Genomic DNA, 12400 nt, shown 5'->3' with positions numbered 1-12400 from the left:
GGTGCCTTCCAAGATCGTCCCTAACTCACCCAAATGGGTGAGGTCATTGGTCGGCGACTGTACGCCATGAGCCGGATGGCCGATGCGGACGATCTGTGAGGGCCCGGTTAGCGTTCGTGCATGAATGAAGACGTCCGGCTCACGGCCTGGGTGCGCGGCCGTGTACAGGGAGTGGGCTTTCGCTGGTTCACCAGGGCCAATGCTCTGGAGATCGGCGGGCTGACCGGTTTCGCCCTCAATCTCGACGACGGCCGGGTGCAGGTGGTGGCCGAAGGTCAACGTGAGAATTGCCACCGGCTGCTCGATTGGCTGCGGTCTTCCGACACGCCGGGGAGGGTCGACGGGGTGACGGAGATCTGGGGAGTGCCGCGCGGCCGCTACGAGGATTTCGCGATTCGCTGATCATGGACTGATCTGCGCAGACGTTGCCCGGGGCGGTGATCCGTGGAAGGCTCGGAGGCGAGGACGATCTCCGGGCCCGGGCCGCGGGCCGTGGGAACGCCGGGATGCCCGCCGATACGGGGCGTGATCGTGTTGACCGTCAAACTTTTTGGTGAGACGCTGGAAGCCCCGCGCACCTGAGCTGTTTGGCAGTGTTGGCAGTAGTAGCGCAGTGACTGACAGGCACTGCCGGACACCGCGGGTGCGATTCCCTCACGACCCACACCGCTTCGGTCGGTCACTCAGTGTGGAGGACCATCCATCATGGCAAAGGCGCTTCTCGGTTACGTCGGCGGTTCCGACCCGCGACTCCTCGCCGAGATGCGACGGCTTCAGCAGCGCGTCCAGGACCTCGAGTCCGAGCTCGTACGGATTCAGTCCGAGAACGACGCGCTGACGGCCGCCGCGCAGCACGGAGACTCGCTGCTGGACAGCATCGACATCGACGTACCCAAGGCGGAGCCTGCGCTCACCTGATCCGCGCTCTCGTCACTCAGCTCCACTTCCCAGCCCCGGCATGATCTGCAAGGGACGCTCCGGCGTCCCTTCTTTCTTTAGCGCGGGGTCGAATCTTTAAGGTCTGTTGTGCCCTGCACGTTCCTGGGTGAAACCGCACGCGAAAGGTAGAGTCCGGCGGCGTGCACCTCAAGGCCCTGACCCTGCGCGGATTCAAATCCTTCGCATCCGCCACCACCCTGCGTTTTGAACCCGGGATCACCTGTGTCGTGGGCCCCAACGGCTCGGGCAAGTCCAATGTGGTGGACGCGCTGTCCTGGGTCATGGGCGAACAGGGCGCGAAGTCGCTGCGCGGCGGGAAGATGGAGGACGTCATCTTCGCCGGCACCACCGGGCGGCCTCCGCTCGGCCGTGCCGAGGTGTCGCTGACCATCGACAATTCCGACGGCGCCCTGCCGATCGAGTACGCCGAGGTCACGATCACGCGGATCATGTTCCGCAACGGCGGCAGCGAATACCAGATCAACGGTGACACCTGCCGGCTGCTGGACATCCAGGAGCTGCTCTCCGACTCCGGCATCGGCCGCGAGATGCACGTGATCGTCGGTCAGGGCCAGCTGGACTCCGTCCTGCACGCGGACCCGATGGGACGCCGGGCCTTCATCGAGGAGGCGGCGGGCGTCCTCAAGCACCGCAAGCGCAAGGAGAAGGCGCTGCGGAAGCTGGACTCCATGCAGGCCAACCTCGCCCGGGTGCAGGACCTGACGGAGGAACTGCGGCGGCAGCTCAAGCCGCTCGGCCGGCAGGCGGCGGTGGCCCGGCGGGCCGCCGTGATCCAGGCAGACCTGCGGGACGCGCGGCTGCGGCTGCTCGCCGACGACCTGGTCACCCTGCGGACCGCGCTGGCCGCGGAGATCGCGGACGAGGCGGCGCTGAAGGAACGCAAGGAGACGGCCGAGGCCGAACTCGAACTCGCGCTGCGCCGGGAGGCGGAACTCGAAGCGGCCGTACGGTCGCTGGCTCCGCGGCTGACCCGGGCCCAGCAGACCTGGTACGAGCTGTCGCAGCTGGCGGAACGGGTACGCGGCACGGTGTCGCTGGCCGACGCCCGGGTCAAGAGCGCGACGGCGCCGGTGGAGGAGGAGCGGACCGGCCGGGACCCGGAGGAACTGGAGCGGGAAGCGGCCCGGATCCGCGAGCAGGAAGCGGAACTGACGGCCGCCCTGGAGGCGGCGAGCCGCGCCCTGGAGGACACGGTCGAGCACCGGGCCGAGCTGGAACGGGCCTTGGCGGAGGAGGAACGCCGGCTCCGGGACGCGGCCCGGGCGATCGCCGACCGGCGGGAGGGCCTGGCCAGGCTGACCGGCCGGCTGGGCGCGGCCCGTTCGCGGGCGGGCGCCGCACAGGACGGGATCGACCGGCTGGTGGCCGCACGAGACGAGGCGGAGTCGCGGGCGGTGGCGGCACGCGAGGAGTACGAGGCGCTGGCCGCGGAGGTGGAGGCCACCGACCCCGACACGGGCACGGCGTCCGCCGCGCACGACGCGGCGCGGGCGGAACTGGCGGCGGCGGAGGCCGGGCTCGGCGAGGCGCGGGACGCGCTCGCGGTGGCGGATCGTTCCCGTGCCGCGGTCGCGGCCCGGTGCGAGGCACTGGCGCTGGGGCTGCGGCGGAAGGACGGCACGGGGGCGCTGCTGGCGGCGCGGGAGCAGCTGGCCGGGCTGCTCGGACCGGCCGCCGAGCGGCTGACGGTGGCGGCGGGGTACGAGGTCCCGGTCGCGGCGGCGCTGGGGGCGGCGGCGGACGCGGTGGCGGTGGGCTCGGCGACGGCCGCCGCCACGGCGCTGCGGCACTTGCGGGCGGCCGATGCCGGGCGGGCGACCCTGCTGATCACCCCGGCGGGGGTGCCCGCCCAGACCTCCGCGCCGTCCGCACCCGCGGGCGGCGCGCTGCCCGTTCGGGACGTGTCGGCCGGTACTCCGGGCGCGCAGGCCGCCCCGGCTCCGTCCGCCGCTCCGGGCATCGGCCCGCAGCCGGGCCCGCCGGAGCCGGCCGGCCCGGCCGGGGCGGCGGCTCCGGCGCGGCCGGATGTTCCCCGCCCCGCCCACGCCCTTGCCCAGGCGCCCGCCGGAGGTGCGGACGGTTCCGCCCCGGCCGCCGCCGGTGCGTACGGCGAAGGCACGGAGCCGGGATCCGGAGCGGCTCCGGGCGGGTGGACGGTGGCGGCGGCGCTGGTCGGGGGAGACGACGCGCTCTGCCGGGCCGTGGCCTGGGTGTTGCGGGACTACGTGGTCGTGGGCGGGCTCGACGAGGCCGAGGCCGTGGTGCGGGTGCGGCCCGATCTGGTGGCCGTGACGCAGGACGGGGACGTGCTCGGGGCGCACCTCGCGTACGGCGGTTCCGCCGGAGTGCCCAGTCTCATCGAGGTGCAGGCAGCCGTGGACGAGGCCGACCGGGAGCTCGCCGGGCTCGACGTGAGCTGCGCCGCGCTGGCCGACGTACGGGTGGCCGCCGAGCAGCGCCGCGTACAGGCCGCCTCGCTCGTCGAGGAGCTCGGGGAACGCCGGCGGGAGGACGAGCGCGCCCGGGCCGGCGTGGCCCAGCAGCTCGGCCGGCTCGCCGGCCAGGCCAAGGGTGCGGCCGGCGAGGCCGAGCGCGCCGCGGCCGCCGCGGCCAAGGCGGAGGAGGCCCTGCACCGGGCCCTCGCCGAGGTCGAGGAGTGCGCCGAACGGCTCGCCGTGGCCGAGGAGAGTCGCCCCTTCGGGGAGGGAGGCGAGGAGGAGCCCGACACCGCTGCCCGGGACCGGCTCGCCGCGGACGGAGCCAACGCCCGGCAGACCGAGATGGAGGCACGCCTCCAGCTGCGCACCCACGAGGAGCGGGTCAATGGGCTCGCGGGCCGGGCCGACGGGCTCGACCGCGCCGCCCGCGCCGAGCGCGAGGCACGCGCCCGCGCCGAGCGCCGCCGGGCCCGCCGCCGCCACGAGGCCGCCGTCGCGGAGGCCGTCGCCGACGGCGCCCGCCAGCTCCTCGCGCACATCGAGGTCTCGCTCGGCCGCGCCGACACCGAGAAGGCGGACGCCGAGTACGCCAAGGGCCTGCGCGAGCAGGAACTCGCCGCCGCCCGCGACCGCGGCCGGGAGCTCAAGGGCGAGCTGGACAAGCTGACCGACTCCGTCCACCGGGGCGAGGTCCTCGGCGCCGAGAAGCGGCTGCGGATCGAGGCCCTGGAGGCCCGGTCCCTGGAGGAACTCGGCGTCGAGCCCGCCGCCCTGGTCGCCGAGTACGGACCCGACCAGCCGGTTCCGCCGTCGCTCCCGGCGGAGGGCGAGGAGCTGCCGGAGGACCCGGAGCATCCCCGCAACCGTCCGGGCCCCTTCGTGCGTGCCCGGCAGGAGAAGCGCCTGAGGGCGGCCGAACGGGCCTACCAGCAGCTCGGGAAGGTGAATCCGCTCGCCCTGGAGGAGTTCGCCGCGCTGGAGGAGCGGCACAAGTTCCTCAGCGAGCAGCTGGACGACCTCCGCAAGACCCGCGCCGACCTCCTCCAGGTCGTGAAGGAGGTCGACGAGCGCGTCGAGCAGGTCTTCACCGAGGCGTACCGGGACACCGCCCGGGAGTTCGAAGGGGTGTTCTCGCGGCTGTTCCCCGGCGGCGACGGCCGGCTCGTCCTGACCGATCCCGACAACATGCTCACCACCGGCGTGGACGTCGAGGCCCGCCCGCCGGGCAAGAAGGTCAAGCGGCTGTCGCTGCTCTCCGGCGGCGAGCGCTCGCTGACCGCCGTGGCCCTGCTCGTCTCGATCTTCAAGGCCCGGCCCAGCCCGTTCTACGTGATGGACGAGGTCGAGGCCGCACTCGACGACACCAACCTGCAGCGGCTGATCCGCATCATGCAGGAGCTCCAGGAGAGCTCCCAGCTGATCGTGATCACGCACCAGAAGCGGACCATGGAGGTCGCCGACGCGCTGTACGGCGTCTCCATGCAGGGCGACGGAGTCTCCAAGGTCATCAGCCAGCGTCTCCGCTGAAGCCGTTCTCCATTCAAGAAGTGAAGTGATGCGGGGAGTCCGTCGCCTCGGGGTCTGCCCTCATGTGCCGCCAGGGCGCTTCTGTGTCAGGGGTTGACTTCAGAAAATGGACACATAGGCTCGCTCCGCTGTCTCCCGCCTTCAGGTGGTGCCGGATCTTGAACTGTGCGCCACTAGGAGAACGGACAAAACCCCCACGGAGCACACCTTGACCAGCACAGAGAAGCCGCCGACCGGCGGACGCGCACCGCATCCCGACCACCTCGGGCACGTCATCTTCATCGCCGCGGCCGCCGCCATGGGCGGTTTTCTCTTCGGCTACGACAGCGCCGTGATCAACGGCGCCGTCGAGGCGATCCGGGACCGCTTCGACATCGGCTCCGAGGCGCTCGCCCAGGTGATCGCCGCCGCCCTGATCGGCTGCGCCATCGGCGCCGCCACCGCCGGCCGCATCGCCGACCGGATCGGCCGCATCCGCTGCATGCAGATCGCCTCGGTGCTCTTCACCGTCAGCGCGATCGGCTCCGCGCTCCCCTTCGCCCTCTGGGAGCTCGCCATGTGGCGGGTCGTCGGCGGCTTCGCCATCGGCATGGCCTCCGTCATCGGCCCCGCCTACATCGCCGAGGTCTCCCCGCCCGCCTACCGGGGCCGGCTCGCCTCCTTCCAGCAGGCGGCCATCGTCATCGGCATCGCCCTCTCCCAGCTGGTGAACTGGGGCATCCTCAACCTCGCCGGCGGTGACCAGCGCGGGGAGATCGCAGGCCTGGAGGCCTGGCAGTGGATGCTGGGCGTGATGGCGATCCCCGCCGTCCTCTACGGCCTGTTCTCCTTCGTCATCCCCGAGTCCCCCCGCTACCTGATCTCGGTCGGCCGTACCGAGGAGGCCAAGAAGGTCCTCAAGGACGTCGAGGGCTCCGGCATCGACGTGGACGCGCGGGCCCACGAGATCGACCTCGCCATGCGCTCCGAGCACAAGTCCACCTTCAAGGACCTGCGCGGCGACCGCTTCGGCCTGCTGCCGATCGTCTGGGTGGGCATCGGCCTCTCGGTCTTCCAGCAGCTCGTCGGCATCAACGTGATCTTCTACTACAGCTCCTCGCTGTGGCAGTCCGTCGGCATCGACCCGACCAGCTCGTTCTTCTACTCCTTCACCACGTCGATCATCAACATCATCGGCACGGTGATCGCGATGATCTTCGTGGACCGGCTCGGCCGCAAGCCGCTCGCCCTCATCGGCTCGGCCGGCATGGCCGTCTCCCTCGGGCTCTGCGCGTGGGCCTTCTCGTACAAGGAGGAGATCGGCGGCGAGATCTCCATGCCCGAGCTGCAGGGCACCGTCGCGCTGATCGCCGCCCACACCTTCGTGCTCTTCTTCGCCCTCTCCTGGGGCGTGGTCGTCTGGGTGCTGCTCGGTGAGATGTTCCCCAATCGCATCCGGGCCGCGGCCCTCGGTGTGGCCGCCGCGGCCCAGTGGGTCGCCAACTGGCTGATCACCGTCACGTTCCCGACGCTGTCCGACTGGAACCTGTCCGGCGCGTACGTGATCTACACGGTCTTCGCCTTGCTCTCGATCCCCTTCGTCATCAAATGGGTGCCGGAGACCAAGGGCAAGGCGTTGGAGGAGATGGGGTAACCACTCCCCGCCACCACCCCGCTCCTCCCGCTGCCCCGGCTCAGCCCCCGTGGTTCCCGAGCCGGGGCAGCACCTCTTCGCACAGCAGGCGCAGGCTGCGCCATCCCTCGTCCAGCGGCATGCCCCCGCACAGCGGGTGCAGCACCAGGTTTCCCGCCTCGCCCGCGCCCCGCGCGTACGCCACCGCCTCCGGCGGCGTGAGGATCCGGTAGACCCCCTCCGCCCGCAGCTCCTCCACCGTGGTCGCCGCGGACCGCACCGCCGAGCGGATGTCCTTGGACTGCCAGGACGCGTACATCCCCGCCTCGTGCAGGAAGTGCCGGCCGTACTCCGACCAGGCCCGGTCCGGGTCCTCCGCGATGTGCAGCAGCGGGGTCTCGGCGGCCGGCATCATGCAGAAGCCCTCCGTTCCGTACTCCGCCAGCCGCTCCTGGTAGTACGCCTCCAGCTCCGGCAGGTGCGCGCTGGGGAAGAACGGCAGCCCCAGCCGGGCCGCCCGCCGGGCCGCGGCCCGCGAGCTGCCCCCGACCAGCAGCAGCGGGTGCGGCCGGGTGAACGGCCGGGGAGTGACCTTCACCGTCCGGCCCCGGAAGACGAACGGCTCGCCCGTCCACGCCTGCAGCAGGGTCTCCAGCAGTTCGTCCTGGAGCCGGCCGCGCCGGCCCCACTCCACGCCGTGCTGCTCGTACTCCTCCGGCCGGTAGCCGATGCCCGCCACCGTCACCAGCCGCCCGCCGCCGATCAGGTCCAGTACGGCGATGTCCTCGGCCACCTTCAGCGGATCGTGCAGCGGGCCGATGATCGCCGACACGGTCACCGCGATCCGGCGGGTGGCGCCCAGGACCGCGCCCGCGAAGGTGAAGGGGGAGGGCAGCCAGTTGTTGTCGGTGCCGTGGTGCTCCTCGGTCTGGATCGTGTCGATCCCGTGCTCGTCGGCGTACCGGGCCATCTCCACCGCCGTCTGGTAGCGGGCGGCCAGGGTCTCGGGGGTGCCGTCGGGGTCGATCAGGTTGAAGCGGGCCACGGTGATGGGCATGGGGGTCCCCCTCCGCAGGGTGTGGGTGGCGAAGGGGGACGTTAGCTGACGAAGCGTCAGTTGCACAGGTGTCCGGCGTCGCGGCAGGTCCGCATGCCCGGACGGGGACGAAAGTCCCGGCCCGGGGCTCCGGCTGCCGGGCCCCGGGGAAGCCGTGACCGATACTGGACGCGTTATGGACATCCTCATCCTTGCTGTAGTCATCGCCCTGGTCGCGGTCGGTGCTGTCGTCAGCGGGCTCGTGGTCAGCAGCCGCAAGAAGAAGCAGCTGCCGCCCGCGGCCCCGCCGAGCACGCCGACCATCAGTGCCCCGCCCGCCGAACCGCAGGTCGGGGAAGACTCCGTCGAAACGGCGGAAGAACCGCGCCGCACGATCGAGGAGGTCGGGCTCCCGGAGGCGGAGGCGGCGGCCCCCGCTCCGGAGGTCGTGGAGCCCGAGGCGCCCGAGGTGCCCGCCGCTCCCGAGATCGAGGTGCCCGAGCCCACCGCCGGCCGGCTGGTCCGGCTGCGCGCCCGGCTCGCCCGGTCCCAGAACTCCCTCGGCAAGGGCCTGCTCACCCTGCTCTCCCGGGAACACCTGGACGAGGACACCTGGGAGGAGATCGAGGAGACCCTGCTCGTCGCCGACGTCGGCGTGAAGCCGACGCAGGAGCTCGTCGACCGGCTCCGCGAGCGGGTCAAGGTGCTCGGCACCCGCACCCCGGAGGAGCTGCGCGGCCTGCTGCGCGAGGAGCTGATCACCCTGATCGGTCCGGACATGGACCGCGTGGTGAAGACGGAGAGCGGCGTCGACACGCCCGGCGTCGTCATGGTCGTCGGGGTCAACGGCACCGGCAAGACCACCACCACCGGCAAGCTGGCCCGGGTGCTGGTCGCCGACGGCCGCAGCGTGGTGCTGGGCGCCGCGGACACCTTCCGTGCCGCCGCCGCCGACCAGCTGCAGACCTGGGGCGAGCGGGTCGGTGCGCGCACGGTGCGCGGTCCCGAGGGCGGCGACCCGGCGTCGATCGCCTTCGACGCGGTCAAGGAGGGCATCGCCGAGGGCGCGGACGTCGTGCTGATCGACACCGCCGGCCGGCTGCACACCAAGACCGGCCTGATGGACGAGCTCGGCAAGGTCAAGCGCGTCGTGGAGAAGCACGGTCCGCTGGACGAGGTGCTGCTCGTGCTGGACGCCACCACCGGCCAGAACGGGCTGATGCAGGCCCGCGTCTTCGCCGAGGTCGTGGACATCACCGGCATCGTGCTGACCAAGCTCGACGGCACGGCCAAGGGCGGCATCGTGGTCGCGGTCCAGCGTGAGCTGGGCGTCCCGGTCAAGCTGGTCGGGCTGGGCGAGGGCCCGGACGACCTGGCCCCCTTCGAGCCCGGCGCGTTCGTCGACGCGCTCATCGGCGACCCCGCCTGACGGCTGCCGCCCGCCCCGAAGCCCCCGTGCCACCCGGCCGGGGGCTTCACCTTTTCGCCTCCCCCGAGGTGCGGGCGCGGCTCCGCGAAAGGTGTGGGCAGGCGTTCCGCAGGGCTTTGCCCCGCCCTGGCTGGGGCGCGGCTCCGCCGAGGTGTGGGGGCGGCTCCGCCGGAGGTGTGGGCAGGCGTTCCGCAGGGCGGAACGGGTGGGCACACCGGAACGCCGCTCCGCAGGCTCGCTCCCGCCCCACCGAAGCCATGGCCGGCCCTGGCCGCAGCCGCTGCCCCCGGGCCCGGGCGGGGCTCTGCCGGACCCGGCACCGCCGGGAGCGGAGCTCCGCCCGGACGGGGTCCGACCCCGTCTGCGGGGTCGGGGTGCGGGGACACGCTGCGCGGCCGGCGCGGGCCGTCGTGCCGTGTGCCCACCCGTGCCGCCCTGCGGCACGCCTGCCCACACGGCGGGGGCGTCGGGCACGCCCGCCCAGCAGGGCCGCGTGAACGGCAGCCCGCCCACACGGCGGTGCGGCGCGGCACGCCTGCCCACGCGGCCGAGGGAACGGCCGGCGCCCATACGGCCGGGCTTCGCGGTCGTAGGCCCGCAATGGCGGACCCGCCCCGCCGGGCGGCGTTATCGCTGGAAGCGGTGGCAGATGTACGCCAGCGTGCCCAGCAGCAGCCTGGCCTGCGGGGGCCGCCCCGCCGTGTCGAGGGTGGGCGGGCGGAGCCAGCCGACCGGGCCGAGGCCGGCGTGGTCCGACGGCGGCGCCGTCAGGTGGCTGCCGGCCCCGAGCGCACGCAGGTCGAGCCCGGCGTCGTCCCAGCCCATCCGGTACAGCAGCTGCGGCAGCCCCGCCGCCGCGCCCGGGGCCACGAAGAACTGGGCCCGGCCGTCCGGGGTGACCGTCACCGGCCCCAGCGGGAGACCCATCCGCTCCAGCCGGACCAGGGCCCGCCGGCCGGCTTCCTCGGCGACGTCGATCAGGTCGAAGGTCCGGCCGACCGGCAGCAGCACGGACGCGCCGGGGTAGTCCGCCCACGCCTCGGTCGCCTCGTCCAGCGTCGCGCCCGCGGGAACCAGCGGCGCGCACGGCAGCGGATGCGCCCCCGGCGCCGGGCACCCGGCGTCCCCGCACGAACAGTCCCGGGCGGGTCCGGCGGCGCGGGCGCCGGGAACCGCGTCCCAGCCCCACAGTCCCGTGTACTCCGCCACCACCGTGCACTCCGGGACCCGGCCGCGGCGCCGGGCGCCGGTCCGGAACTCCTTGGTCCCCCGGCTGCCGCCGATCGTGAAGCCCATGCCCATGCCCCCTCCAACGGGTCCGGTGAGCCAGTGGTTACGCGCTTCGCCGCCCGCCCCGGTCTGCCACTCCTTGCCACCGGGTCCGGTCTGTGTCCAGTGAATCGCGCCCGGCGGGTGGCGAGTTCATTCGAAGGGGTGGCGAATGGTGGCGATTCCGCAAAGAGCCTCGCCGAAGGGGTGATCGTAGGATTACTTTCGGTGCACGAACCCCGGCGGTGACCCCAAGCGTGGTTATGCCGCAGGCAAACCGTGAAGGAATCGTGAAGGCCCGTGGAGGGCCTGTCGCGCAGGGCCAGGGTTTCGTAGGGAGAAGCAGAGCGGATGGGGGCGTTCCAGTGGGCGGCAACGGCGCAAGCGGAACGAACGCGGAGTCTGCTGCCCGGAACGAACAACTGACCTCGTGGTTCGTCCGCAGCGGATGGTCCAAGGGCGAACTCGCCCGCCAGGTCAACCGCCGCGCCCGGCAGATGGGCGCCCACCACATCAGCACGGACACCTCCCGGGTCCGCCGCTGGCTCGACGGCGAACAACCCCGCGAACCGGTCCCGCGCATCCTCTCCGAGCTGTTCTCCGAACGGTTCGGCACCGTGGTCGCCATCGAGCAGCTCGGACTGCGCACGGCCCACCAGACCCCGTCCGTCTCCGGCGTCGACCTGCCCTGGGCCGGCCCGCAGACCGTCGAACTGCTCGGCGAGTTCTCCCGCAGCGACCTGATGCTCGCCCGCCGCGGCTTCCTCGGGACCTCGCTCGCACTCTCCGCCGGCCCCGCCCTCATCGAGCCCATGCAGCGCTGGCTCGTCCCGGTCCCGGCCGCCGACCCCGGACCGCGCGAGGTGGGGGTCCTCCCGGCGCAGCCGGGGGGAGGGCCGGCGGGCTTCCCCGGGCCGCGCGCCCCCCGGCTCTCCGAACCGGAACTCGACCTCCTCGAAGCGACCACCGCGATGTTCCGCCAGTGGGACGCCCAGTGCGGGGGCGGACTGCGCCGCAAGGCGGTCGTCGGCCAGCTCCACGAGGTCACCGACCTGCTCCAGGAGAACCACCCCGGGCCGGTCATGAAGAGACTCTTCAAGGTCGCCGCCGAACTCGCCGAACTCGCCGGCTGGATGAGCTACGACATCGGCCTCCACCCGACCGCGCAGAAGTACTTCGTGCTCGCCCTGCACGCCGCGAAGGAAGCCGGCGACAAGCCGCTCGGCTCGTACATCCTCTCGGGCATGAGCCGCCAGATGATCCACCTCGGCCGCCCCGAGGACGCCCTGGAGCTCATCCACCTCGCCCAGTACGGCAGCCGCGACTGCGCCGGCCCCCGCACCCAGGCCATGCTGTATGCGATGGAGGCCCGCGCCTACGCCAACATGGGCCAGCCCAGCCGCTGCAAGCGGGCCGTCCGTATGGCCGAGGACACCTTCGGCGACGTCGGCTTCGGCGGCGAGCCCGAGCCCGACTGGATCCGCTTCTTCTCCGAGGCCGAGCTCAACGGGGAGAACGCCCACTCCTACCGCGACCTGGCCTACGTGGCCGGCCGCAGCCCCACCTACGCCTCACTGGCCGAACCCGTCATGGAACGCGCCGTCGAGCTCTTCGCCAAGGACGAGGAACACCAGCGCTCCTACGCCCTCAACCTCATCGGCATGGCCACCGTCCACCTGCTGCAGCGCGAGCCGGAACAGGCCACCGTCCTCGTCGACCAGGCCCTCGACGTGGCGAAAAAGGTACGGTCCGAACGGGTGAACACCCGGCTCCGGAAAACCGTCGACACCGCCGCCCGTGAGTACGGCGACATCGCCGAGGTGGTCCGGCTCACCGACCACCTCGCCGCCCGCCTCCCCGAATCCGCGGAGGCCGTCTGAAGACCCCGGCCGCGGCCGGTACCCCGTACAGCGGATCGGGCTCCCCCCTTTGCCAGATCACCCGGGTACCGCCGCGGCCGGCTGCTGTGTTCACCCCGCCGTAACAGCCCCGACCTCTTCGTCACCGTCGCGAAACACGGAAGCGGCGCCGCCGGAAACCGGCCTGCGCGAATCTCATGGCCCATAACCGGCCATCCCCGCCGGGAGCACGCCGCCGCTCAGGTTTCCACACGATCGCCCGCACGCGAA

General features: G+C 72.6%; 8 protein-coding genes. 6 read left to right on the top strand and 2 right to left on the bottom strand.

Translation table 11 applies throughout. The features are described 5' to 3' along the window. Nucleotides 1-120: 120 nt before the first annotated feature. From ACGFQ9_RS28620 to ACGFQ9_RS28605, 4 genes are all read left to right on the top strand, one after another. Nucleotides 121-402 (top strand): acylphosphatase, encoded by a 282-nt coding sequence (locus tag ACGFQ9_RS28620; protein ID WP_393577730.1) that lies wholly within the window; start codon nucleotides 121-123, stop codon nucleotides 400-402. A gap of 303 nt (nucleotides 403-705) precedes the next feature. Next, entirely contained in the window at nucleotides 706-918 is a 213-nt protein-coding gene (locus ACGFQ9_RS28615) for a hypothetical protein (protein WP_389475524.1), read from the top strand. Between the two features lie 161 nt (nucleotides 919-1079). Beyond that, the gene (locus ACGFQ9_RS28610; RefSeq protein WP_393577728.1) at nucleotides 1080-4925 is read left to right on the top strand and encodes an AAA family ATPase; all 3846 of its coding nucleotides are present in this window, start codon (nucleotides 1080-1082) and stop codon (nucleotides 4923-4925) included. Nucleotides 4926-5133: 208 nt separating this feature from the next. After that, the gene (locus ACGFQ9_RS28605) at nucleotides 5134-6558 is read left to right on the top strand and encodes a sugar porter family MFS transporter (RefSeq protein WP_393577726.1); all 1425 of its coding nucleotides are present in this window, start codon (nucleotides 5134-5136) and stop codon (nucleotides 6556-6558) included. Nucleotides 6559-6598: 40 nt separating this feature from the next. Here the strand turns inward: ACGFQ9_RS28605 and ACGFQ9_RS28600 are convergent, their stop codons facing one another. Next, nucleotides 6599-7594 (bottom strand): LLM class flavin-dependent oxidoreductase, encoded by a 996-nt coding sequence (locus tag ACGFQ9_RS28600; RefSeq protein ID WP_393577725.1) that lies wholly within the window; start codon nucleotides 7592-7594, stop codon nucleotides 6599-6601. 175 nt (nucleotides 7595-7769) lie between these two features. On the opposite strand from ACGFQ9_RS28600, the gene ftsY reads away from it, so the two are divergent. Next, the gene (ftsY, locus tag ACGFQ9_RS28595) at nucleotides 7770-9002 is read left to right on the top strand and encodes a signal recognition particle-docking protein FtsY (protein ID WP_393577723.1); all 1233 of its coding nucleotides are present in this window, start codon (nucleotides 7770-7772) and stop codon (nucleotides 9000-9002) included. Between the two features lie 627 nt (nucleotides 9003-9629). Here ftsY and ACGFQ9_RS28590 read toward each other — a convergent pair. Continuing rightward, the gene (locus ACGFQ9_RS28590; RefSeq protein ID WP_393577721.1) at nucleotides 9630-10298 is read right to left on the bottom strand and encodes a bifunctional DNA primase/polymerase; all 669 of its coding nucleotides are present in this window, start codon (nucleotides 10296-10298) and stop codon (nucleotides 9630-9632) included. Between the two features lie 338 nt (nucleotides 10299-10636). Here ACGFQ9_RS28590 and ACGFQ9_RS28585 point away from each other — a divergent pair, with 338 nt between their 5' ends. Beyond that, on the top strand, nucleotides 10637-12151 hold the full coding sequence (locus ACGFQ9_RS28585; RefSeq protein WP_393577720.1) for a hypothetical protein: 1515 nt from the start codon (nucleotides 10637-10639) through the stop codon (nucleotides 12149-12151). Nucleotides 12152-12400 lie beyond the last annotated feature (249 nt).

It is taken from the genome of Streptomyces sp. NPDC048603 (assembly GCF_043199475.1).
Taxonomy (GTDB): Bacteria; Actinomycetota; Actinomycetes; order Streptomycetales; family Streptomycetaceae; genus Streptomyces.
This window is presented reverse-complemented; position numbering and strand designations above follow the sequence as displayed.